At 60.3% G+C, this 23,998-nt stretch carries 20 protein-coding genes; 10 read left to right on the plus strand and 10 right to left on the minus strand.

The genetic code is table 11. The annotated features are described in order from the left end of the window. The first annotated feature begins 266 nt into the window (after positions 1-266). Entirely contained in the window at positions 267-437 is a 171-nt protein-coding gene (locus tag ACIQTS_RS06810) for a hypothetical protein (RefSeq protein ID WP_402472250.1), read from the plus strand. A gap of 90 nt (positions 438-527) precedes the next feature. Here the strand turns inward: ACIQTS_RS06810 and ACIQTS_RS06815 are convergent, their stop codons facing one another. Together ACIQTS_RS06815 and dapA are read right to left on the minus strand one after the other, a co-directional pair. Continuing rightward, positions 528-2,234: a ribonuclease J gene (locus ACIQTS_RS06815; protein WP_105658187.1), complete on the minus strand. Its 1,707-nt coding sequence runs from the start codon at positions 2,232-2,234 to the stop codon at positions 528-530. Between the two features lie 19 nt (positions 2,235-2,253). After that, positions 2,254-3,165 carry a 4-hydroxy-tetrahydrodipicolinate synthase gene (dapA, locus tag ACIQTS_RS06820; protein WP_400290442.1) on the minus strand — a complete coding sequence of 304 codons (912 nt, stop codon included), beginning with the start codon at positions 3,163-3,165 and terminating at the stop codon, positions 2,254-2,256. 67 nt (positions 3,166-3,232) lie between these two features. Here dapA and ACIQTS_RS06825 point away from each other — a divergent pair, with 67 nt between their 5' ends. Then, positions 3,233-4,405, plus strand: a complete 1,173-nt coding sequence (locus ACIQTS_RS06825; protein ID WP_400290441.1) for a heparan-alpha-glucosaminide N-acetyltransferase domain-containing protein — start codon at positions 3,233-3,235, stop codon at positions 4,403-4,405. Positions 4,406-4,462: 57 nt separating this feature from the next. Here ACIQTS_RS06825 and ACIQTS_RS06830 read toward each other — a convergent pair whose 3' ends face one another. Both ACIQTS_RS06830 and dapB read right to left on the minus strand, forming a co-directional pair. Next, positions 4,463-4,915 (minus strand): tetratricopeptide repeat protein, encoded by a 453-nt coding sequence (locus tag ACIQTS_RS06830; RefSeq protein WP_133832973.1) that lies wholly within the window; start codon positions 4,913-4,915, stop codon positions 4,463-4,465. Beyond that, positions 4,912-5,670 carry a 4-hydroxy-tetrahydrodipicolinate reductase gene (dapB, locus tag ACIQTS_RS06835; protein WP_332727695.1) on the minus strand — a complete coding sequence of 253 codons (759 nt, stop codon included), beginning with the start codon at positions 5,668-5,670 and terminating at the stop codon, positions 4,912-4,914. Before dapB ends, ACIQTS_RS06830 begins: the two co-directional genes overlap by 4 nt. Before the next feature lie 195 nt (positions 5,671-5,865). Between dapB and ACIQTS_RS06840 the strand changes: the two genes are divergently transcribed. Both ACIQTS_RS06840 and ACIQTS_RS06845 read left to right on the plus strand, forming a co-directional pair. Beyond that, complete coding sequence (locus ACIQTS_RS06840; RefSeq protein WP_402472256.1) at positions 5,866-6,276, plus strand: hypothetical protein; 411 nt, start codon at positions 5,866-5,868, stop codon at positions 6,274-6,276. Between the two features lie 115 nt (positions 6,277-6,391). Further along, entirely contained in the window at positions 6,392-7,102 is a 711-nt protein-coding gene (locus ACIQTS_RS06845) for an alpha/beta fold hydrolase (protein ID WP_402472259.1), read from the plus strand. 70 nt (positions 7,103-7,172) lie between these two features. On the opposite strand, the gene ACIQTS_RS06850 is transcribed toward ACIQTS_RS06845, so the two are convergent. Together ACIQTS_RS06850 and ACIQTS_RS06855 are read right to left on the minus strand one after the other, a co-directional pair. Continuing rightward, a complete protein-coding gene (locus ACIQTS_RS06850) occupies positions 7,173-8,543 on the minus strand; it encodes a pitrilysin family protein (protein WP_286134282.1) in 1,371 nt (456 codons plus the stop codon). 493 nt (positions 8,544-9,036) lie between these two features. Then, complete coding sequence (locus ACIQTS_RS06855) at positions 9,037-9,528, minus strand: S-ribosylhomocysteine lyase (RefSeq protein ID WP_105658194.1); 492 nt, start codon at positions 9,526-9,528, stop codon at positions 9,037-9,039. A 121-nt stretch (positions 9,529-9,649) separates the two neighbouring features. On the opposite strand from ACIQTS_RS06855, the gene ACIQTS_RS06860 reads away from it, so the two are divergent. Next, positions 9,650-10,210 (plus strand): purine-nucleoside phosphorylase, encoded by a 561-nt coding sequence (locus ACIQTS_RS06860; protein ID WP_402472263.1) that lies wholly within the window; start codon positions 9,650-9,652, stop codon positions 10,208-10,210. A gap of 285 nt (positions 10,211-10,495) precedes the next feature. Here the strand turns inward: ACIQTS_RS06860 and ACIQTS_RS06865 are convergent, their stop codons facing one another. Next, positions 10,496-12,727, minus strand: coding sequence for a polyribonucleotide nucleotidyltransferase (locus ACIQTS_RS06865; protein WP_402472265.1), 2,232 nt, complete (start codon positions 12,725-12,727; stop codon positions 10,496-10,498). A gap of 558 nt (positions 12,728-13,285) precedes the next feature. Between ACIQTS_RS06865 and ACIQTS_RS06870 the strand changes: the two genes are divergently transcribed. Further along, positions 13,286-14,329, plus strand: a complete 1,044-nt coding sequence (locus tag ACIQTS_RS06870; protein ID WP_402472268.1) for an NAD(P)-dependent alcohol dehydrogenase — start codon at positions 13,286-13,288, stop codon at positions 14,327-14,329. Between the two features lie 95 nt (positions 14,330-14,424). Here the strand turns inward: ACIQTS_RS06870 and ACIQTS_RS06875 are convergent, their stop codons facing one another. After that, positions 14,425-15,027, minus strand: a complete 603-nt coding sequence (locus ACIQTS_RS06875) for a hypothetical protein (RefSeq protein WP_402472270.1) — start codon at positions 15,025-15,027, stop codon at positions 14,425-14,427. 473 nt (positions 15,028-15,500) lie between these two features. Here ACIQTS_RS06875 and ACIQTS_RS06880 point away from each other — a divergent pair, with 473 nt between their 5' ends. After that, positions 15,501-15,812 carry a DUF1883 domain-containing protein gene (locus ACIQTS_RS06880; RefSeq protein ID WP_166650648.1) on the plus strand — a complete coding sequence of 104 codons (312 nt, stop codon included), beginning with the start codon at positions 15,501-15,503 and terminating at the stop codon, positions 15,810-15,812. A gap of 22 nt (positions 15,813-15,834) precedes the next feature. On the opposite strand, the gene ACIQTS_RS06885 is transcribed toward ACIQTS_RS06880, so the two are convergent. Both ACIQTS_RS06885 and ACIQTS_RS06890 read right to left on the minus strand, forming a co-directional pair. Continuing rightward, positions 15,835-16,809, minus strand: a complete 975-nt coding sequence (locus ACIQTS_RS06885; protein ID WP_388023932.1) for an ADP-ribosylglycohydrolase family protein — start codon at positions 16,807-16,809, stop codon at positions 15,835-15,837. A gap of 824 nt (positions 16,810-17,633) precedes the next feature. Then, on the minus strand, positions 17,634-18,953 hold the full coding sequence (locus tag ACIQTS_RS06890; protein WP_400290428.1) for a YjiH family protein: 1,320 nt from the start codon (positions 18,951-18,953) through the stop codon (positions 17,634-17,636). Positions 18,954-19,370: 417 nt separating this feature from the next. Between ACIQTS_RS06890 and ACIQTS_RS06895 the strand changes: the two genes are divergently transcribed. The 3 genes from ACIQTS_RS06895 to ACIQTS_RS06905 are packed head-to-tail and all read left to right on the plus strand — an operon-like array spanning position 19,371 to position 23,985. Continuing rightward, positions 19,371-20,396 (plus strand): 3-oxoacyl-ACP synthase III, encoded by a 1,026-nt coding sequence (locus ACIQTS_RS06895; RefSeq protein WP_013348415.1) that lies wholly within the window; start codon positions 19,371-19,373, stop codon positions 20,394-20,396. After that, positions 20,390-22,981 (plus strand): alpha/beta fold hydrolase, encoded by a 2,592-nt coding sequence (locus ACIQTS_RS06900; RefSeq protein ID WP_402472731.1) that lies wholly within the window; start codon positions 20,390-20,392, stop codon positions 22,979-22,981. Before ACIQTS_RS06895 ends, ACIQTS_RS06900 begins: the two co-directional genes overlap by 7 nt. Next, positions 22,978-23,985 (plus strand): NAD-dependent epimerase/dehydratase family protein, encoded by a 1,008-nt coding sequence (locus ACIQTS_RS06905; RefSeq protein WP_402472273.1) that lies wholly within the window; start codon positions 22,978-22,980, stop codon positions 23,983-23,985. Before ACIQTS_RS06900 ends, ACIQTS_RS06905 begins: the two co-directional genes overlap by 4 nt. Positions 23,986-23,998 lie beyond the last annotated feature (13 nt).

Consider the following 23,998-nt stretch of genomic DNA (forward strand, 5'->3'; position numbering starts at 1 on the left):
TTGAGCCCAATTCTGCCTTAAAAGTGCTGTGACAGCACCAGATGTCCGGGAAATAGCCAGTTTCAGGCTGCGTGGTGGTTCCCGGTTTCCTTCGGGAACATCGGTAGAGTCAGTGAAAATCATCTTTACTGCATTTGGAGAAGACCTTGCGCATATGCTCAATTGGCATCGCGACAGCAACCTTAATCGTTGGCGCCCTGGCACTCTCATCACCGGCACTCGCTGGCCAGCAAGACGTCGCCCCATCCGGTGATTGGGACAGCTCAGTGTCCATGGAAGCCCGCACCGGCGAGGTGCTGGAGCAGATCGATATGGACCAGTGGGATTCGGTCGTCGTAGTAGACGCGCAAACAGGACAAATCCTGCCGCAAAGTCCCGCCCCGGCAATCGAGCTCGATGACTCGCCAAGTCCTGCATACCTGGGCTTCTTTGGCTGACGCTTGAGCTGTGGTGCATGCCTTGCGCTTGATTTCCCATAAAAATATTGCCTCGAACCTTAATTGGTTCGAGGCAATATTTTTGGAAGCCTAGGCTTCGAGCACTACAGGAACGATCATTGGGCGGCGACGCAGCTTGCGCGATACCCACGAGCCGATCACGCGGCGCGTGATCTGCTGCAGCTGGTGCGTGGAGTGGTTCGGGTTGTTGCCCACCGCTTCCATAATCGCAGCTGCGATCTTCGGCTTGATCTCGTTGAAGACCGAGTCCTCTTCGGCTACACCACGTGCGTGGATGTCCGGGCCGGAGATGATCGTGCCGTTCTGGCGGTTGATGACGGTGATGACCGAGATGAAGCCTTCTTCACCCAGGGTGACGCGGTCCTTCAGGTCATCATCGGTTATGGTGCCGACCTTGGAACCGTCAACGTAGACGTAGCCGCATTCGACCTGGCCAACGAGCTTTGCTACGCCGTCCTTCATATCGATGACCGAGCCGTCGTCTGCCAGCAGCACGTTGTCCTCCGGGACACCGGCCTGCGCGGCCAGGCGGCCGTTGGCAATCAGGTGGCGGGTTTCGCCGTGCACCGGAAGCACGTTCTTCGGGCGCAGGATGTTGTAGCAGTAGAGCAATTCGCCAGCCGATGCGTGACCGGAAACGTGGACCTTGGCCATGCCCTTGTGGATGACCTCGGCACCCAAGCGCATCAGGCCGTTGATCACGCGGAAGACCGAGTTCTCATTGCCCGGGATCAGGCTGGAGGCCAGGATGACGGTGTCGCCCGGGTTGATCTGGACCTTGTGCTCGCCGTTGGCCATGCGGGACAGTGCAGCCATCGGCTCGCCCTGCGAACCGGTGGACATCAGCACGACCTTGTGGTCTGGCAGCGAATCGATCTGCTTCAGGTCGACCAGGACACCCTGTGGCACTTCGAGGTAGCCCAAGCGTTCGGCGATGCCCATATTGCGCACCATCGAGCGGCCGATGAAGGCCACCTTGCGGCCGTGCACCGCTGCGGCGTCCAGAACCTGCTGCACGCGGTGGACGTGCGAGGAGAACGAAGCGACGATGATGCGGCGGCGGGCGCGCGCGAACTTGGCCTCGAGTACCGGGCCGATTTCGCGTTCGGCAACGGTGAAGCCCGGAACTTCGGCGTTGGTGGAGTCCGGCAGGAACAAGTCCACGCCTTCCTCGCCCAGGCGCGCGAAGTGGCGCAGGTCGGTGATGCGGCCGTCAAGTGGCAGCTGGTCCATCTTGAAGTCGCCGGTGTGCAGCACCGTACCGGCTTCGGTGCGCAGGAATACTGCCAAGGCATCCGGGATCGAGTGGTTCACAGCTACGAACTCGCATTCGAAGTTGCCAACCTGCGCGATCTCGCCCTCCACCACGATATTGGTGTTGGCCTTGATGCGGTGTTCTGCCAGCTTTGCTTCGACGAAGGCCAGGGTCAGCTTCGACCCGTACAGAGGGATGTCTTCGCGCAGGCGCAACAGGTACGGAACAGCACCGATGTGGTCCTCGTGGCCGTGGGTCAGCACGAGGCCCACCACGTCGTCCAAGCGGTCCTTGATGTAGGAGAAGTCTGGCAGGATCAGATCCACGCCAGGCTGGTGCTCCTCGGGGAAGAGCACGCCGCAGTCGATGATCAACAGTTTCCCGTTGAGTTCGAAAACGGTCATGTTTCGGCCGACCTCGCCCAAGCCGCCGAGGGGAACAATTCGCATTGTTCCCTTCTTCAGCTTCGCCGGAGTCTGCATACGCGCAGCGTCAGCCTTGCCTACTGAACTCTCAGTCATATGTGGTTAGTCCCTTTCGTTACAGATCCCATCCACCTTCACGTAGGTCCGCGCGGATGGCATCGAGCTCTGCGTCCGACGGTGCCAACAGCGGCAGTCGGACGACGGTGTTCGGCAGGACACCCTGCCAGTGAAGTCCATATTTTGCGGCCACGGCGCCCTGAATGTGGCCCATGATGCCGCGCTGGATCGCGTCCAGCTCAAAGTGTGTGGTGCGTGCAGTCGCCAGATCTCCTGCATGCATTGCATTAACAAGCGTACGGTACTTAGCGGCCGCAACGTGAGCGGTGACCGAAACCACGCCGACAGCACCTGCCGCCATCAGCGGCAAAGTCAGCCCATCGTCGCCGGAGTACACGTGCAGATCGGTTGTGGCCAGCACGGTGGTGGTGGACTGGTAATCCGCCTTGGCGTCCTTCAGGGCAATGACCTGAGGAATCCTGGACAGTTCAATGATGGTCTCGGGCGCCAGCGCGATGCCGGTGCGTCCCGGGATGTCGTAGAGCATGATGGGCAGCTCAACGGCTTCGGCGATGGCCTTGACGTGGGCGATGACGCCGGCCTGGCTTGGCTTGTTGTAGTAGGGGGTGGTCAACAGCACACCGTCTACGCCCGCTTCCTTGGCAGCCAGCGAGAGCTTGATGGAGTGACGGGTGTCGTTGGTAGTGGAACCGGCCAGCACTGCGGCACGGTCCCCCACCGCGTCGGCGACGGTACGGAACATCTCGATGTTCTCTTCATCGGTCAGGGTCGAGGTCTCGCCGGTGGTGCCGGTGACGACCAGTCCGTCGCAGCCATCATCAACCAGCTTCGTTGCCAGTTTGGCAGCCATCGCGTAATCGACTTCACCCGCTTCATCGAAGGGCGTGACCATAGCGGTCAGCACGGTACCGAACGGGTATGCCTGATTATCAATTGCACTTGTAGCCATGGCATTAAATCTACACTCGCGCATGTTGCAATGGCATCCCCCGCGCAATTCGTGGTGCGATGATTCCATGAACGATTTGGGTAGTTCCCAGCGGTTGCTGGGCGTGGACGCGGCACGGCTTGCCGCCATCCTCGGGATGTTCGCCGCGCACGTTTTCGCGCTCTATGAAACCAGCGGCGCACCCGCCTACTCCCCAACATTTACCGGGACTTTCGCCTCCGGCCGAGCATCTGTCCTGTTCATGGTGCTGGCGGGTTTATCCTTGGTCCTGCTCTCGAAATCCTTGGCTCGAAAGGGCTGTTCCCACCCTAAGGTTTACTCAGTCCTTGTGCTGAGAGCATTAATTATTGCCGTGCTCGGAATGGCAATTGGGTCAGTAAATGAAGCCATCGCGGTCATTCTTGTCCACTATGGGCTACTGTTTCTATTGCTTCCACTGGCGCTGAAGCTGTCGAGAACAACCATTTGGGTAGTCTCGGCCCTTTGGCTGCTGCTTATGCCGGTTCTTTGGCGACCGCTGGCCAGCAACTGGATTGCGGACTCGCTGGACCATAATCCGAGCTTCGGCGACATTCTCACCCCGCAACTGCTCCTCAAGGATCTAACGGTCACCGGATACTACCCATTGATGGTCTGGTTCGGTTTCGGCCTTCTTGGAATAGCCATCGCAAGATGCAACCTGCACAGCACGAGGACTGCGAGCCTGCTTGCATTGGGCGGTTCGATTATCGCGGCGGCAACCCAATGGGCGGGCCATTCGGTGAGCATGCACAATGCCGGGCTCATAGCCCGTGAACTGGGCCTGGAATTATCCCTCGTTCCCACAATGATCACCACCGGGCGTTTGCCGGGCGCCAACCTGGATCCGTTCCTGGACAATCCAGCCTATCTTTGGCTGCCGACCGGTCACAGCAATTCTTCGCTCTCCACGCTGCACAACGCCGCCTGCGCTGTCGCTATCATCGGCCTGCTCCAGCTGATTATTGGTCGGCTGGGTGCGCTCGGCCGGATTCTGGCTGGCGCCGGCCGGGCCCCGCTGACCCTGTATGCAGGGCACATTATCTTGCTGCCGGCGCTGAAAGAGCACTTGGACCCAATGGTGATTTGGTGGGTTCTCTGTGCAACGACGGCCGTTTTCGGAATTTGGCTTGGCTTCAGCAAGGCCTCTGGCCCTTTGGAATATGGCGTCCGGGTGTTTAGCGGAGCTGACAGCACCCCCGAGACGAAGAGCAAATTCTAGAGCGATGGCCCGGACTCTCGTGAGTCCGGGCCATCAACATGATGCTGCTTTATGCAATTACTGGCTGACCTTCTGGTCTGCTCGCCAGAATTCGATCGCAGTACGCATGGATTTGCGGGCGCGCGGCTTGTCACCGCAGGCTTCATACGCCAGTGCCAGACGGTACCAGGATTTCCATGATTCCGGGTTCTCTTCCACATCCTGCTGATGGATAGGGAAATCAGCGTCGGCGGCCGAACGGAGGAAACGTCCCGACGGCATGCGGGGAAGATCCTCTGGCAGCTCACCTGAGGCGGCCAAGGACTTGCCCATTTTCTCAGTGCGCAGCCCGAAGAGCACCTCGCGAATGAGGATCCAGACGCACAGTGCAGGAATAACCAGGATTGCAATGCCCATGACCTGCGCGACCAGTTCCCCGGTTTTCAGCAGACGGATCGCCTGGGTGAAGGTCATTCCAATGTACAGCGCGAACAGCAGCAGAATGCCGCCTACCCAAAGTTTCGTTTTCACTGGCCCAGCTCCAGGAAGCCATCAAGGCCATAGGTCAGGCCCGGGCGGGAGCCAACAGTACGCAGGCCCAGGAGGACGCCTGGCATGAACGAGGCACGGTCGAAGGAATCATGGCGCAAGGTGAACTGCTCCCCCGGGCCGCCAAAGAGCACTTCCTGGTGGGCTACGAGGCCGCGCAGGCGTACCGAATGAACGTTGATTCCATCGACGACTGCGCCACGGGCGCCATCGAGCTGGGTCTCGGTAGCGTCCGGGCTCGCGGGGACTCCAGCGGCTTCACGCGACTTCGCAATCAGTTCAGCGGTACGCACCGCGGTGCCGCTAGGCGCGTCCACCTTGTTCGGGTGGTGCAGCTCAATGATCTCTACGGATTCGAAGTACTTGGCGGCCGTAGCCGCGAAAGCGCTGGCGAGCACCGAGCCCAGGGCGAAGTTGGGCGCAATCAGCACACCTGCCTGCGGATGCTTGCCCAGCAGCCCTTCCAAATTCGCGCGGCGATCATCATCCCAGCCAGTGGTGCCAACCACTGCATGAAGCCCGTTCTCGACGGCAAAACGCACATTGGCCTCGGTGGATGCCGGCACAGAAAGGTCAACAATGTGCGTTGCGCCGGCTTCAAGGATCTGCGACAAATCGTCGCCTCTTCCCAAGCTTGCTACCAATTCCATGTCTGCAGCCTCAGTTACGGCCTTGACCGCTTCCGAGCCCATTCGTCCGGCCGCGCCGAGCACGGCCACCTTGATCTGTGCACTCATGGGCTTAAGCCTATCGCCCTGCAGGCACCTGCCTTGCCAACGATTACGTGATCTCACGCGAGTTTTGCAGCGAATACCCTGAGGCGATTTCCCAGATATTTGATTCTGCTTGTTCCCTACGGCCAGCCCAACTTGTTTTGCCTAGCAAATAGGGGAAAAATATGTGTCAGGAGTCTCCAAGTAGTAAGCAGGGCCATGGGTCAGAAAATTAAGCGCTTTGGTTTCGGCATCGGCGCAACGCTTGTCGCGACCTTTGCAATCACTTCCTGCGGTTCAGGCGATGAACCAATCACCCTGTCCGATGACGAGCGAGCAACTATTACTGATGTCGTCCAAGAGCAGGGAACGGTCATCGATTCGCCGACTTGCCAGGTTGAGGTTTTCCGTATCGAGGACTCCACGACCTACGGCTGGGCTACTTGCGCACCCGATAGCCAGGACTCGGCGGACACCGCTGCCCAGGCGGATGCCTTCCCGTTCCGCATTGACGGGCAGGAACTGCGCCGTCCAGATGACGGTTCCAAAAACGAGGAAGGCGTGCAGGAGCTCTTCCCGGAAGACCTTCGTTCCGCTATTACCCAGCATTCGACCGGGGCGGGCGGTTAATTCCTTTTTGCCTGTCTCGCCATTTCAGGTGAGCGTGCCGATTTTCCCTACCGATAGTGTGTGCGCACTTTTCGCACGATGAAAGGCTGGCGTGCGCCACGATTACTTTGGGCAATTGCCCGAATCCCTCAGGACCAGGCTTTCGGTTCGTGTCGCGGGCCATGGCCCTGACGTGGTGCTGATTCACGGGCTCGGAGCATCCAGCCGCTATTTCACTCCGCTGGCCAACATCTTGGCTAAGAAGTATCGAGTGATCGTTCCCGAACTTCCAGGCCACGGCAAGAATCTGGATGATGGCCGCCCGGTGACCGTACCGCGTTTCGCGCACGAAGTAGCATTGGCGTTGCGCGAGCTGAAGGTTGAGAACGCTATCGTCCTCGGGCATTCCATGGGCGCGCAGGTTTCCATTGAGCTAGCTCGCGCGTGGCCGGATCTGGTCAAGCACCTGGTCATTGCAGCTCCTGCGGTCAACGACCGTGAAGCGACGCTGTTCAGGCAGGCCCGCCGGCTCTTTGAAGATTTCCCGCACGAGTTGAACTCGGTGAAGGCAATATTGCTCGTCGATTACCTGCGCTGCGGCATCCCATGGTGGGCCAAAAGCTGCGCCCAGATGCTGGACTACTCCACCGTTGAATTGCTTCGTACGGTCCAGTGCCCGATTGATGTCGTGTGCGGCACCCGGGATCCGCTGTCTCCACCGGAGTTCGGTCTTCGCCTGGTCGCAAGAACACCGCAAGCCAAGCTCACTGTCATGCATCATGGTGCGCATGGGTTCAATTTCTCTCATGCGCCCGAGCTTGCCGCGCTAGTAGATGCCGCGGCATGACCCAGAGAAAACGGTCATGCCCCTGGAATCGAAATCCTCAGATTCGATTCCAGGGGCACGGCACCCAGCTCTAGAGGCCCAAGTCGGCTTCACTTTCAAACGGTCCCACCACGGTGATCACTCGATCCTTGGAGGCCAGTTCCTGGGCCAGATCCTGAACTTCCTGGGCCGTGACGGCATTGACGCGAGACAGTGCTTCGTCGATGTCCTGGAATTCTCCGGTAATCATTTCTGCCCGGCCCAAACGGGACATGCGGCTTCCTGGATCCTCCAGAGCCAGCACCGTTCCACCAGATAGCTGGCCCTTGGCCTGCGCCAATTCAGTTTCGGTGATGCCGTCCTTGGCCAACCGATCAAGCTCGGCCCCCAGCAGCCCGATAACCTGAGCGGCTTTAGCCGGGGCGCAGCCCGCGTACATGCCGAAGTAGCCGGCATCGGTGTAGGCGGCGGAGAAGGAGTAGGTCGAGTACACCAGTCCACGCTTCTCGCGAATTTCCTGGAACAACCTTGAGCTCATGCCGCCGCCGAGAACAGCGTTCAGCACTGCGAGAACCTGACGGCGGTCATCATGGCCGGTGATGCCGGAGCATCCCATGATGATGTTGGCTTGCTCGCCCGGACGGTTGATTACTTCCAGCCCGGCCTTCGAAGTGATCTGCGCTGGTTCACCCATGCGGCGTGGTTCTGGCACAGCCATCGGGTCCAGTTCCCAGCCTGCTTCGGTCAGCGCCTTGAGAAGCAGCTCGCACAGCTTGTCGTGCTCCAGGGATCCGGCGGCAGTAACAATCAACTCGCTTGGGCGGTAGTGCGCACGATAGTGCTCCATGACTGCCTCGCGGGAGATCTCCATGATCTCTTCAGGAGTTCCTCCAATGGGACGCCCCAATGGGTGATCGCCCAAGACATTGGCAACGAACCGCTCGTGGGCGACATCCATCGCGTCATCTGCATCCATGGCCAGCTCCTCGATGATCACCCCGCGTTCCTGCTCCAGTTCCTGCGGGTCGATAACTGCCGAGGTGACCATGTCGGCGATGACCTCAAGGGCCATTGGCAGCTCCGTGTCCAGGACGCGGGCGTAATAGCAGGTCGATTCCTTGGCGGTGGCTGCGTTTGATTCGCCGCCCACGGCATCGAAGGACTGGGCGATTTCCAAGGCAGTGCGCTTGGCAGTGCCCTTGAACAGCAGGTGCTCCAGGAAGTGCGTGGAGCCGAAGTGCCCTGATTCCTCGTCGCGGGAACCGACCGGTACCCAGAAGCCCACTGTGGTGGACCGCTGTCCGGGCATCGCTTCTGTCAGGACTCGTACGCCACCGGGCAGGATGCTGCGCCGGACTTCAGAGCCGCCTTCGCCTCGGTGGACCAACGTCGGGTCCGCCGGGTCAATCGGAGAAAACTGCGCGGTCTCCACCGAATGCAACGGCAATGGAATCATGGCCACGAATATACGTCCTTAAGTCGTCGAGAATAGCCATTTCAAGCTAAGTACACTGTCTTTCATTCTCCCATAGAACCGCGGTTTGAAAGCAATAGCCCAGTGGTGACGGAGCCATCACATTCTAGGAAAATAGGCGATCGGATCGGGCCTGCGCAAATACGCTCCAGCTAGGTCAGCGGACTACGTTGCGTCAAGATATCCGCGCTGCTCTGCGTCAGCGCGCGCTGGGGTCTGCAGCTCCGGGTCGCTAGATGCGCCGGCAAGATAAACAGTGCTCTCTGCATCAAAATTCACGCATCCGCTGATAGCTAGTGTCCTGGCGTCTAGTGCCGCGGCCAAGAAGCGAATTTTGCGCATAGCGTCCTTGCTGCCGACGGGACGCTGCGAATCTGCGTTTTGACGGCCAGCGTTTCCACTTGGCGAAGGGACGGCTAAGAAAGAAAATCCCGCACGTTCCAAATGGAACACGCGGGATTTTCAGATCTCAAGCTATAGCCTAGGCAAGCTTGGAACGATCGAATGCATCAAGGCTGATGCCCTGCTCCAGGACGACCTTGGCCCACTCGCGAGCCGAGTGCAGGGAATGGTCGCGGTAGTTGCCACAGCTGACGGCTTCGGTTCCGGGTACGTCTTCCCAGGTAACCTTCTGCGCGATATCTTCCAGCGAACTCTTGATGGCTGCGGCGACGACCTCTGGGGTTGGCTCGCCCCACAAGATCATGTGGAAGCCGGTGCGGCAGCCAAATGGCGAGAAATCGATCAGGCCATCGATGCGGGTACGCAGCAGGCCAGCCATGGTGTGCTCGATGGTGTGCAAACCTGCCGTGGGAATCTCACCGTGGTTTGGCTGTACTAATCGGATGTCGTAGTTGGAGATGGCGTCTCCCTTGGGACCGTGCTCAACCCCGATCTTGCGCACATACGGCGCCTTGACCTTGGTGTGGTCCAGTGCAAAGCTTTCAACTTCAGCAAGTTCAATATCACTCATATGCAAAGTCTATCTGCTCACCGTCTGGCGAATCGAGAGCATATCGCGGGAGGTAACCGATAGACTTCTTAGGACGTTCGGGGCACCAATCCCCGAACTGATTTCTTTAGAGGGGAAGTTCATGTCGGACCAGAAGTCCTTGCTCGTCTTTGCGCATGCAGACGAAGCCGTAGCCTTTGCAGATGTCGAGCACCTGATTTCCGGTGTTGGCAAGGTCAATGCGTCGGTAGCCTTGGCTGGCGCGCTTGCTGAAGGCAACATCAAAAACGTCGTCGTGCTTGGCACCGCTGGCGTTGTTGGCCATGCCGGCGAAGACCGTCCGAGCTTGGACACCATTTACCAGATCACCAAACTGATCCAGCATGATTTCCCGCTGCCCTCGGCAGATGTGGACCCTACCGGTCCAATCCTGCTTCCTGATTTCCAGGTCACCATGGCTACCGGCGATGTGTTCGTCTCGAATGACGAGCAGCGTATCCACATCAACTCCTTGGGCGCCTCGTTGGTCGATATGGAGGGCTACGCCTACGCAAGCATTTGCCAGCGCTTCAACGTGCCGCTGCAGATCTTCAAGATCCCTTCCGATTACGCGGATGATTCGGCGTCGATCGACGAATGGGATGACATCGCCAAGCAGAAGAGCGTCCAGCTGCGCGAGTTCTACGACAAGCACCTTAGCTAGCCAGGGCAGCGTGGCGCAGTGGAAATGCCTTGCGCACAATTTCTCGCGAGGCACTCCCGATGATTCTTGAATCGGAAGCGTGAGCCCCCGCGATAGGTTCTCTCCGCCAAGCGGCACGCGCTTTGGAATATGAAGAAGATCTGCGAGAGTCCAATGGGCTGTGTCATCAGGCCTTGCCTCCATCCAGGACCGCCAAAGACTTTGGCAGGAACCAGCTCCCGGGCAAGAATAAGCAAAAACCCCGATTCGCCAAGCGAATCGGGGTTTTCAGCAAGAATCTAAAGACTACTCAGCAGCAACTGCTTCTTCAGCTTCTTCCTCGACGACTGGAGCCAGCGACAGCTTGCCGCGGTCATCAATCTTGGTGATCTCCACCTGCAGCTTCTGGCCAACGCCGACGACGTCTTCGACGTCCTCGACACGCTTGCCATCGTTGATCTTGCGCAGCTCGGAGATGTGCAGCAGGCCGTCCTTGCCCGGGGTCAGCGAAACGAACGCACCGAAGGTGGTCAGCTTCACGACGGTACCCAGGTAACGCTCGCCGACCTCAGGAACCTGAGGGTTGGCAATAGCGTTGATGGCCGAGCGGGCAGCTTCAGCGGACTCGCCGTTGGTTGCGCCGATCAGCACGGTGCCGTCATCTTCGATCGAGATGTCAGCGCCGGTGTCTTCCTGGATCTGGTTGATCATCTTGCCCTTAGGGCCGATGACCTCGCCGATCTTGTCCACTGGAATCTTCACGGAGATGATTCGTGGAGCGTTGACGTTCAGTTCATCCGGAGTGTCGATAGCCTGGTTCAGAACGTTCAGGATGTGCAGGCGTGCTTCGCGAGCCTGGGTCAGCGCGGCAGCCAGAACCGATGCCGGAATACCATCCAGCTTGGTGTCCAGCTGGATCGCGGTAACGAACTCGGAGGTACCTGCAACCTTGAAGTCCATGTCGCCCATGGCATCTTCGGCACCGAGGATATCGGTCAGGGCAGCGTAACGGGTTTCGCCGTCTACGGTGTCCGAAACCAGGCCCATGGCGATGCCTGCAACGGCAGCCTTCAGTGGCACGCCAGCGTTCAGCAGCGACAGGGTCGATGCGCAAACCGAGCCCATGGAGGTCGAGCCGTTGGAGCCCAAAGCCTCGGAGACCTGGCGGATTGCGTATGGGAATTCCTCGCGGCTAGGCAGCACTGGAACCAGTGCGCGCTCAGCCAGTGCGCCATGGCCGATTTCGCGGCGCTTAGGCGAACCAACACGGCCGGTTTCACCGGTCGAGTATGGAGGGAAGTTGTAGTTGTGCATGTAGCGCTTGGTCTTCACTGGCGACAGCGAGTCGATCTGCTGTTCCATCTTCAGCATGTTCAAGGTGGTGACGCCCATGATCTGGGTTTCGCCACGCTCGAAGATTGCCGAACCGTGAACGCGAGGCAGAACCTCGACCTCGGCGGAGAGCTGGCGGATGTCAGCAAGGCCGCGGCCGTCGATGCGGATCTGGTCGGTCAGGATGCGCTGGCGCACGATGTGCTTGGTAACAGCGCCGAATGCCTTGGAGATTTCACCCTCGCGGCCTGCGAAAGCGTTGCCTTCGCCAGCCAGCGATGCAACGATCTCTTCCTTGTATGCGCTGGCAGCGTTGTCGCGCTCCTGCTTGTCAGCGATGGTGTAGATCTCCGTCAAGCGGGTCGAAGCAGCAGCCTCGACAGCGGCGAAGGCATCTTCTTCGTAATCGCGGAAGACCGGGAATTCAACGGTTTCCTTGGCAGCGCGAGCAGCCAGGTCGGCCTGGGCCTCGCACAGGACCTTGATGAATGGCTTCGCAGCCTCAAGGCCCTCAGCGACAACCTCTTCGGTTGGAGCCTGGACGCCGCGTTCCTTGATCAGTTCCCAAGCGTTGTCGGTAGCTTCAGCTTCCACCATCATGATGGCAACGTCGTCGCCAGCGATACGGCCGGCAACAACCATGTTGAAGACAGCGTTCTTCAACTCGGAGTGGCGTGGGAAGGCAACCCACTGTGCGCCGTTTCCGTCATCAACCAGTGCAACGCGAACGCCGCCGATTGGGCCGGAGAATGGCAGGCCCGAAAGCTGGGTGGACATCGACGAAGCGTTGATCGCTACGACGTCGTACAGCTCATCTGGCTCGATGGACAGCACGGTGACGACAACCTGGACCTCGTTGCGCAGGCCCTTGACGAAGGCTGGGCGCAGTGGGCGGTCCATCAGGCGGCAAGCCAGGATGGCTTCGGTCGACGGGCGGCCTTCGCGGCGGAAGAAGCTGCCTGGGATGCGGCCGGCTGCGTACATGCGCTCTTCAACGTCCACGGTCAGTGGGAAGAAGTCGAAGCCTTCGCGTGGGTGCTTGCCAGCGGTAGTTGCCGAGAGCAGTGCGGTCTCGTCATCGATGTAGACCATTGCCGAACCTGCAGCCTGCTTGGCAATGCGGCCGGTTTCGAAGCGAATGGTGCGGGTGCCGTAGCGACCGTTGTCGATCTGTGCTTCGGCGAATTGGATTTCTGGACCCTCCATTAAGGGGGTGCTCCTTTCGATCGCTCCCACGTGGTGGATGAGCGAACCGTGTGGCCCTACCCAGATCTGGTCTTCGATCGAGACCCGCGCTGAGGCGCATATTTGCCCTAGCGAAAGTCACTACCGAGGACCGCGAAACTGGCGGTCGGGACCAACGGTCAGTCAGCCCTGGGAGTTATTTTCTTTTGGGGCCCGCATAGAACATGCAGACCCAGGTACTAGCCTACCGGGAATTGGCAAAAGACGCAGTTCTTGGGCGATAGGCGCGTGCCAGCCACTTGCGTCGCTGCCATTCATCGTTTGAGAGCGGCCTTGCAACCTGGGCAACCAGCGAAGATCATGCGGCGCTGCTGCCCTGGCGATCCCCGGGCGCAATCAGCACGGTGCTCGTTGACCCTCATTTAGGCAGGGAAACCTGCAGAAGGAAATTTTCTCCAGCCGGGATTATTCATAGCCTGTCGATTGTTGTTCTCCATGGGCTTTGCCCTGACGGACCGCGGCAATCGCCGCAGTCCAGAACATTTCCAGTCGCAACCCGCAAGACAAAGGAAAAACCTGATGGCAACTATGGTCAATGCATACGCAGCGCACTCTGCGACTGATGGACTCATTCCGACGCAGATTGAACGTCGTGCAGTAGGTCCGCACGATGTCTTGATTGATATCAAGTTCTCCGGCATCTGCCACTCCGACATCCACACGGTGCGTGGTGAGTGGGGAAACCAGACCTACCCGCTAGTGCCGGGCCACGAAATTGCCGGCATCGTTGCCGAAGTCGGGCCAGAGGTAACCAAGCACAAGGTGGGCGACCGCGTTGGCGTGGGCTGCATGGTCAATTCCTGCATGGAATGCGAGAACTGCCTTGCCGGAGACCAGCAATTCTGCGAGCAGAGTGTTGGTACCTACGGTGCTCGTGACCGTGATGGCAGCATGACCCAAGGTGGCTACGCCACGCATGTCGTGGTTACCGAGAACTTCGCCCTGAACATTCCTGAAGGCATCGATCTGGATGTTGCCGCGCCCCTGCTTTGCGCCGGCATCACCACCTTCTCCCCGCTGAGGCACTGGGGTGCAGGGCCGAGCAAGAAGATTGCCGTCGTGGGACTCGGCGGCCTGGGCCACATGGCGGTCAAGATCGCCAGTGCCATGGGCGCTGAGGTCACCGTTCTGTCGCAGTCGCTGAAGAAGAAGGATGATGGACTGAAGCTGGGCGCAACCGACTACCGGGCCACCAGCGATGAGAACACCTTCAAGGATCTGCAGAAGAAGTTCGACCTGATCATCAACACCGTCAGCGCTTCCATCGACGTCAGTGCCTACCTCGGACTGCTGCGCGTGAACGGCACCATGGTCAACGTTGGTGCTCCGGCAGAACCGTTGCCTGTCAATGCCTTCGCACTGATCGGGGGACGCCGTTCCTTCGCAGGTTCGCAGATCGGCGGCATCGAGGAAACCCAGGAGATGCTGGATTTCTGTGCCCAGCATGGCATTGGCGCAGAGATCGAGGTCATCGGTGCCACGCAGATCAATGAGGCTTACGAGCGCGTGCTGGCATCCGATGTCCGCTACCGCTTCGTAATCGATACCGCGACGTTGGCCTAGTTACCCCAGCTCACGCGGGTGGCAGAGAACGGTGCCGGTCTTGTCCAGCAGTGCAGGACAGATCCGGCGCCGTTTCGCGTCTGGCTAATTAATGTTCATTCGCCCCGGCGCGATCTACGAGTGCCTGCGTTCTCCCGTTGGCTGCCCTGTTCTGGAGCCTCGGCCGCAGTGCCCTGCTCAGACAAATTCCCCTTGATCGCGGCAAGCTCGGATTGGAGTTGCGCCACGGCACCACTGAGGTTCTTCAGTACCTGCCTGCGGCGGCTGGCAGCCCTGAAAGTCTTGATCATCATGGCGATGATCAGCGGAATGGCCGCGAGCAGGGCCCAGCCGCTGCGTTCAAAGAAGTCGAGGGCCACCGGCAGGGCCTGATTGAATTCCCAGAAGGAATTCACTCCCCCGGCAATCGATTCCAATGCAGATTCCACGGGAGCTAGTTGCTTGCCCACAACTGGTATTCCGGAAAGATCAGGGGCATTCACCGGAGGCTCGCCCATGGTCCATCGCGGATCACCTGGCCGCTTCAGGATATAGATCCCGGCACCGGCGCTGGCAGCGGCGAATAAGAGCACCGAGGCCAGGGCGACCGCCACTAGCTGGTGCCTCCGCCATAGCCCCGCCGCCACGGCAAAACCAATCACCAGAATCCAAATCCACATTCGCAGTTGTTCCAGGCCAATGCCCGTCAGTAAATCCATGAACTTTGCCTCATTGCTCTGGGCCGCCATGACCCAAGTTGTGCGTTGCTTCATCCCACTTAGGTACGCTATCGCGAGCAGCGGATTAATTGCCGCCTAGCACGTCAATCCGGTTGAGATCGAATCGTTCGAGTCGTCATATTGCTTCCTTGCCCCGGTATCCGGGACCCAATAGCCGATGGCTTCCGGCTCGTCCAATGCAGCGATCGGCACATGCCACCTGCCGGCAGCTCGAATGGTAATTGCCACTAGCCCTCTTGCGATCGCGGATCTGGCATCGGTTGAGGTGGCAACGCGACGCACCCCAAAGACCAGAAGGCCTCGTTCTCCAGACTCCTGCAGCTTTGCCGTTGCAAATGCCCGAACCGGTACAGTGCTCTTGCCTTGGGTGTGTTGGCGACACTGGCCTGAATTTGAGTTAATGGGTCTGGGTCCGCTGCTCGGCGGATCACCTGGGATCGAGGAGGCTGGCATTGGCGGAGCCTAATTTTGCTGAACATTATTGGGATTTCATTGAGCGGGGAAGCATCTTGGTAGTGACTCTCAGTGGACCGGCTCATCTGCGGTTGATGGATCCGGAAAATTTCGCGGCATTCCAGGACGGAGAAGAATTCGAAGCATACGGTGGACTGGCACGCCGTGCTCCATACCGAATCAAGGTGCCCCATTCCGGACCCTGGTTTCTAGCGATTGATCTGACTGGCCTCGGTGCGCGTGGGGTGCGCCACGAAGTCAGCATCGTGCTGCCACAGAAGCTGGAAGCTCGACGACCAGCCCGGGACTAGAAGCAAGATCCCGCAGGAGAACTTAGCCCGCGAGCTCACTCGAAATATCGACAAGCTGTTGCATCCTCATTCCGGGCCAACCGTGGACCATATCCACCCACTGCGCCGGAACACTCGAGAACCCGGAAGCTGCGCCAATGAGCGATCCGGCGATGGCTGCCACGGTGTCGGTATCCACGCCTCCGCGAACAGCCGCTTCCAGCACCGGAACCAAGCGAGCGTTCCCGTCTTCCGGTTCGGCGGTGGCGATCGCGCTCCATGCACCTTGGAACGCTTCAACGACCCAACCGTTATTTGTGAAGTCCCGAGGTCGATGGTTTTCGGCCTGGTGGATGCGCTGCTCCCATGCTTGTGCGCGTTCTGGTTCAAGCATCGCAAGACCACTGCGAATATCTAGTGCGCCGGTGCGCACAGCGTGGTGAATGGCTACTGTCCAAAGCCCGCAGGCCTCAGCGGCTTCATCATCAAAATGGGTCAGCTTGCTGATAGCTGCCGCAGCTTCGAATGCGGCAGCAGGCGGTTCAGACAGATAAGCCAGCGCCACGGGCGCTGTGCGCATGAGACTGCCGTTCCCGCCGGAGCGGCCAGTTCTCCGGTGAATCTGTTCAGAACCAGCTAGCGCATCATCAGCGGTCGGCTCGGCTCTTCCGTCAGCAGACGCAACATGCTGGGCGTGGGCAAGGACTGCCCGCGTCTGGTTGCCGACGTCCGGTGCGTTCGTGGCCCATTTGGCCCATTCCCGAACCATGTAGTTGCTCGCGGCACCATCAAGCTTGCCGTTGGAATCCAGCAGGCCCTGGGCAACGACTATGGCCATTGAGGTGTCGTCGGTCCACTCCCCGGGCGCAAAATCGCCCAACCCGCCACCAATCATCGAGATTTTGGCGGATTCGGGCAACGGTGCGTTGAATTCGTAGCCCGCGCCCAGGGCATCTCCGGCAGCCATCCCGGTCAGGACTCCACGAATTCGATCTTTCACCTGTACTGAATGTGCCATTTGCGCCTTTCACAGGGTGGTCGCCAATGCAGAGTAATACTGCTTGGATCCACTGTAACGATGCGCGGCGACAGTAGAGCTACCTGAGTGGCCCCGGTAGCGTTCCCACGGTTGATTTGCGTCCTTGCGTCGTCGACCGCAATAGCGAACGAGGACATTGATGCGGTCACGATAACCGTTCCGCTTCTACCTGCGATCCCGACTTCGGTAAATAGCTCACCCGGTTGGCTTCGTCGCTGTCCCGGCCTGCTGCAAGCGCGCTAACGGGCATCGCCGAGCGGAGGCAGATCTCCTTGATCTCGATAGGCGTTTGACCCAACTTCTTGCAGTTATGGCCAATGCCTGCAGGAACCAGGTTCCTGCAGGCATTGGATGTCGCCAGCCTCGGTCGTTGCGCCTAGGCGAATGCAGGCGGTGGCGGAGTCGTGGGGTCAGTTGGGTGCCCCGGCACCGGCTCAGTGGGATCCTGCGGGCCCGGGGGCGGGATCGGCCCATCCGGATGCGAAGGGCTTGGTGGTACGTCCGGCTGCGCCGGGCTTGGCGGAGCATCTGGTGTCGGCGGTTGCGCTGGCGGTTCTGGCTGGTCGGGAATACTCGGATCACCCTGCATCGGAGCACCTGATTCGTGTAAGTGATTCATTGGAACCTGCTTTCCGTCGTATCGGTTCGACCATTCAACGACGGATCGTCTCCGCCTTGCAACGGCATTCAGGAATCGCAAAGCTGCAACAGTGCCGCGACATGGCGTGGTCGCGTCGAATCGGAAAGCATCAGTCGGTTCAACCCATTGGTTTCGCAAGCTGCCGTGCGCCAGCGCAGCCGGCCTATAGCAGCATGCGCACGATTGGTGTCGCGATGAGGATGGTCAGGACAACGCGCACGAACCAGATAGCTACCATCTGCGGGATGTTCAGCGGAATCTGCGTCGCCAGGACGCATGGCACCAATGCTGAAAAGAAGATGATTGCAGAGACGCAAACGATGGCGATCACCATGCGCAGCTCGATGGATTCGTGTCCCGCAATGAGGGTTGCTGGAAGGAACATTTCAGCAATGCCGGTAGCCGAAGCCTTGCCAGCCAGCAACGGGTCATCCAGCCCGACGATCCAGGCAAATGGGACAAACAGGTAGCCTAGCCAGTCGAAAACTGGAGTGAAGCGGGCAACCACCAGTCCGAGCAATCCGACAGAGAGAATGGACGGCAAAATTGCCATGGCCATTTTCAGCCCATCCCATACGTTGGCGCCGACATTCTTGAGCAGCGATGGCGCTCGCCGCGAGGCTCCCATGGCTTCGCTCCAGGCAACGCGTGCACGATTGCCCGTGACCAGTTTTTCCTTGTCATGTTCCATGCCCAGGTACGTCGTGTCTGGAATCCGGCTCAAAGGCGGAATGCGCACCGAAATGGCGGTCACCGCAAAGGTGACTACCAGCGACAGCCAGAAGTACAGGCTCCAGTGGTCCATCAGGTCCAGCGCCTTGGCAACAATAACCATGAAGCTGGCTGACACCGTGGAAAAACCGGTAGCGATGATGGCAGCTTCGCGACCCGTGTAGCGGCCGCCACGGTACATGCGGTCGGTGATCAGCAGACCCAGCGAGTAGCTTCCCACGAACGAAGCCACGGCATCCACGGCCGAACGTCCCGGGGTGCGCCAAATTGGACGCATGACCGGTTGGCAGAAGACACCAAGGAACTCCATCAGCCCGTAGCCAACTAGCAAGGCCAAGAAGATGGCACCTACTGGAACGATCAAGCCAACGGGAATGACCAATTTGTCCAGCAGAAAAGGACCCATGTCCGGATCGCTGAGCCACGCCGGGGCAAAGTTGAAGAGCAGCGAACAGCCGACAGCCAGCCCGAAGATGTTCAGGAATGCGAATATGCCACGTACCTTGGATGCCTTCCATCCTCCGGTGACGAAGGGAATAACTGTCCCGCAGATGAGCATCAGCAAGATAATGTACGGAACGACCGGTGCCGCGGCAGTTTGAATCCACGTCACCAAGTGATCCAACGGGATGGTGCTCTTGCCGTTGATGGTGATGGGGAGGAAGAAGAACAAGATACCGATAAGGCTATAGATCACGAATCGCAGAACGACCGGAAGAGTGCTTTGTGCTTCAACGCTTGAAGTTGTCATTGGATACCGCCTTGTCGATGAGGGCGAGGGCATCAGCGTGATTTGATGCGCTATCCATACAACGCGACTCTGGCCCAGCAATGTGACGGGGATCGCTTTAATTGTCCGGAGTTTCAGACTTCGCGCAGATGAGCGCTTCTGCGCGCTTCCTGTGGCTGCGCAGATGGAAGCAGGCCCACAGAACGATCGCCCCCACTTGCCATGATTCTCATAGGACTAGTCTGTAGGATCGATATAGTCTGCATAGGCACTGATTCCAGCTTTCGGCTGAAAACACGCGCTCAAATAGGTCTTGGCGTCATGCAGGGAATAACCTAGGGAGAACACATACGCAACCGATGGCGCACACCCATCGGCCACGACGTTTCAATGCAGCACGCAGCACATAGATAGTCCAGCAGAAACGAAGGCACCATTTTGAACGGCAATGCCACCTTTAAGCACCACAACGTTGCGCTTTTATCAGTGAACAGCGTCCTCGCACCCGAGGTGGTGAGCTCTGCAGAATTCGACGAGCGACTTGCTCCTAGCCTGAAACGCCTTCGCCTGTCCAAGAAGCTTCTGGAACGAGTTTCCGGGGTCAAGGAACGCCGCTGGTGGTCTGATGGCGTTGAATTCGACGACGCTGCAATTCTTGCCGGCAAGAAGGCGCTGGCCCAGGCCGGTGTCGATGCCAGCGAAATCGGCCTGCTGATCAACACTTCGGTCACCCGCCGCAACTTGGAGCCATCGGTCGCTTCCAAGGTGCACAACGGCTTGGGCTTGCCATCCTCCGCCATGAATTTCGACGTGGCCAACGCCTGCCTCGGCTTCGTCAACGGCATGAGCCTGGCAGCGAACATGATCGACTCCGGCCAGATCAAGTACGCCCTGATTGTTGCCGGCGAAGACGCCAAGCCAACGCAGGAAACCACTTTCCAGCGGCTGAACGCTGAAACTTCCACGCGCGATGACTACATGCGTGAATTCGCCACGCTGACCTTGGGTTCCGGCGCCGCCGCTGCGGTCATTGGCCCAGCGGATGCGCACCCGGAAGCGCACCGCATCGTCGGCGGCGTATCGCGTGCCGGCACCGAGCACCACGAGCTGTGTGTCGGCGGACCCTCGGGCATGTACACGGACACGAAGGGCTTGCTGGATAACGGCCTCGAACTGGTCGTGGATGCCTGGGATGAAGCCCATCAATCCGGATGGAACTGGAAGTCCATGGACCGCTACGTGACCCATCAGGTTTCCAAGTCCTACACCAATGCCATTATCAAGGCCGTCGGCCTGGTCAAGGACCGCGTGCCAATCACTTTCTCCAAGTGGGGCAACGTCGGACCGGCTTCCCTGCCCATGACCCTGTCCCAAGAAGCCGACTCGCTGAAGAAGGGCGACCGGGTGCTGTGCATGGGTGTGGGTTCCGGCCTGAACACCGCGATGATGGAGATTGCCTGGTGACCGAGCTTTTCCCCGGTGTAGATGCCATTTATTCGAAGTATCTGGAAGTACCGTCCACGTCGCAGGTGGACTCCCCGGGCACTAGGCACCGGTGGCACGTCCTGGATAACAACGAAGAACTGAAGCAACGCGGAATTGAGCCGGCCGGCACCTTGCTCTGCGTGCACGGCAACCCCACCTGGTCCTACCTCTGGCGCAGCCTGCTGAACCATGTGTCCGAGCACGGGCTGCCGTGGCGAGTGGTGGCAGTGGACCAGCTGGACATGGGCTTCTCCGAGCGCAGCGGCAAGTTCCGCCGCCTGGCCGACCGCGTCAACGATCTCGGCGATCTGACTGGCGCACTGGGGCTGGCCGGCAAAATTACCACCGTGGGCCATGACTGGGGCGGCATCATCTCCCTGGGCTGGGCCGTTTCCCACCCGGACCAGCTGGAGAACGTGGTGTTGACCAACACCGCAATCCACCCTGCAGGCTTCGAGCTTCCCGCCGCGTTGAAACTCGCGTCCCATCCCGCGGTGCACGGTTGGGGCACCAAGACTTCCCCTGCCTTCTTGCAGGTAACCCACGCGCTGGCGCAGCCGGCCTTGGCCCCGGATATCCGCAAGGCCTTCATGGCCCCGTACACCAACGCTGAAAAGCGTGAGGGCGTAGCCAACTTTGTCGCCGATATCCCGTTCTCCCAGGATCACCCAAGCCGTCCGGCCTTGGACGAGATCTCGGAAGCAGTGCGCTCCTTGAAGGTCCCGGCCCTGATGCTCTGGGGACCCAAGGACCCGGTCTTCTCCGACCGCTACCTGCGCGATTTGATGTCGCGACTGCCCCACGCCCAGGTACACCGCTTTGAAGGCTCCAGCCATTTGGTGGGCGAAGACAACGATATTGCCACCCCGATCTTCCAGTGGCTTGCCGGCGAGAAGAGTTCCAAGAACACCTCGCGTGCCCAATCCCTGGGCGAATACCGTCCGATGCTTGCCGAACTCGATTCGCGCACCGAGGACCAATCGGCCGCGGTGGTGGACATCAATCCTGCGCGATCGCTGTCCTGGGCCGAACTGGGCCAGCGCGTGAATGCCCTGGCCGCAGGATTGCGCCAGATCGGAGTGCAGGCTGGCGACCGGGTGAACCTGCTGGTTCCACCGGGAATTGAACTGACCACCCTGATCTACGCCTGCCTGCGCCTGGGGGCGGTCATTGTGGTGGCCGATGCCGGCCTTGGCACCAAGGGCATGGGACGAGCCATCAAGGGCGCTGGCCCGAGCTACCTGATTGGCATCGACCGTGCGCTCACCGGTGCGCGGCTGTTCGGCTGGCCGGGAACCAGGATTGCCGCTGGAGACCTGCCTGCTGCGAAGCGCAAGCTGCTGGGGGTAGCCCATACCCTGCCCGAGCTCTATGAAGCCGGCAGCCAGGCCGCTTCCGGGTCCCGGGTTTTCGAGCCATCCGATCCGGATGCCGATGCGGCGGTCCTGTTCACCTCCGGCTCCACCGGTCCGGCCAAGGGAGTGGTGTACACGCATCGCGAACTGGCCGCCATGCGCGATACCCTGCGTGAAACCTACAACCTCAAGGCCGGCTCTGCGCTGGTGGCAGGCTTCGCGCCGTTCGCGCTGCTGGGCCCTGCTTTGGGTGCCACCTCGGTCACCCCGGACATGGACGTCACCGCACCGCGGACCTTGACTGCCGCTGCGTTGGCAGACGCCGCCCTCGCGGTGGATGCAACCACCGTCTTTGCCTCCCCCGCCGCGCTGGCTAATGTCCTGGAAACCCAGGATGCGCTGAACCAGGCTCAGCGGGAAACCTTGGAAGGCGTCTCGCTGATGCTGTCCGCCGGCGCCCCGATTCCCGAGCATCTGCTGGCCAAGGTGCAGGATCTGGTTCCCAATGCCCGGGTCCACACCCCGTACGGCATGACCGAGGCCTTGCCAGTCACCGATATCGACTTGGCCGGCATCCGCGCTGCCGGAGCGGGCAATGGCGTGTGCGTGGGCACCGCAGTCGCCGGAGCCACCGTTGCCATCGCGCCGATTGACGCCCTGGGCGTGGCCGGAGACAAGCCGGAATACACCCCGAATGCCACCGGCGAAATCCTGGTCCGCGCCCCGCACGTCAAGGACCGCTACGACCGGCTGTGGATCACCGAACAGCTCAGCGTCTCCATCCCCGGCTGGCATCGCACCGGCGATGTCGGGCATCTGGATGAGGCCGGACGCCTGTGGGTCGAAGGACGCCTTGGCCACGTGCTGCGCACCGCCAAGGGCGCTATTACCCCGGTAGCCGCCGAGCACGCTGTCGAGTCGGTTGCTGGCGCTGGCCGTGCCGCGCTGGTCGGCGTGGGACCTGACGGAACCCAGGCCGCGGTGGTCGTCATGGAAACGGTGCCCGCGGCCCGCAAATCCGGTCCGGCCGCCAGCGATCTGGCCCGCCAGGTTCGCGCCGCGGTCGCGGCTACCGGCACCGAGGTGGCAGCGGTCCTGGTAGTCCCAAGCCTGCCCACCGATATCCGGCACAACTCCAAGATTGACCGGGCCGCGCTCGCCCACTGGGCTGCCGCGACCCTCGCAGGTGGAAGGATCCGCAATCCGTGAGCCCATCGAAAAATGAAGACGCTGCCCGTCGCGTTCTGGTCACCGGAGCCAGTGGCATGCTGGGTGGCGCTGTAGCCCAGCTATTGCGCGACAAGGGCCACCATGTGCGCACCTTCCAGCGCGGCAGCTCGGCATCAGCCATCGATGAAGTCCGCGGCTCGCTCACGGATCCGCAGGCTGTCGCCGCGGCCGTGGAGTCCATGGACGCGGTCATCCACCTGGCAGCCAAGGTCTCCTTCACCGGTGCATGGGAAGACTTCGCCGCCACCAATATCGCGGGAACCAGCAATCTGCTCGAAGCGTCCAAGCGCGCAGGAATCAAGGATTTCGTGTTCGTCTCTTCCCCTTCCGTGGCGCACTTCGGCGATTCGCTGGCGGGCGCCGGTGCGGGTGAGGCCGATCCGGCCAAGGCGCATGGATTCTATGCACGCTCCAAGGCAGCGGCCGAGCTCAATGCCCTGGGCGCCGATTCGCCAGCACTTCGCGTCACCGCCATCCGCCCGCACGTTGTGTGGGGACCCGGCGATACCCAGCTGGTGGAACGCGTCATCCAGCGGGCCAAGGCCGGACGGCTGCCCCTGCTGGACCAGGGCGCAGCACTGATCGACACCACCTATATCGACAATGCCGCTGCGGCGATTGTCCGCGGTCTGGAACGCATGGACCACGCCCACGGGCGAGCCCTGGTGGTCACCAATGGCGAACCTCGGCCGGTGGGCGAGCTGATCGCCGGCATCTGCAAGGCGGGCGGCGCCCCGGCTCCGAAGCTCAACGTTCCGGGCTGGCTGGCCCGTGCGGCCGGTTCGGTGATCGAGAAGTTGTGGTTGGCAGCCGGTTCGCGCAACTTGGTTCATGATGAGCCGCCGATGACCCGTTTCCTGGCCGAGCAGCTGTCTACCGCGCATTGGTTCGACCAGCGCGAAACCCATGAAGTCCTGGACTGGAAACCTGCGGTAGGCATTGACGAGGGTCTGGAGAAGCTGGCGGAGCACTACCGGCGGTGAGCAAGCTTTTCCT

This window comes from Glutamicibacter sp. NPDC090743, assembly GCF_044769125.1.
GTDB lineage: Bacteria > Actinomycetota > Actinomycetes > Actinomycetales > Micrococcaceae > Glutamicibacter.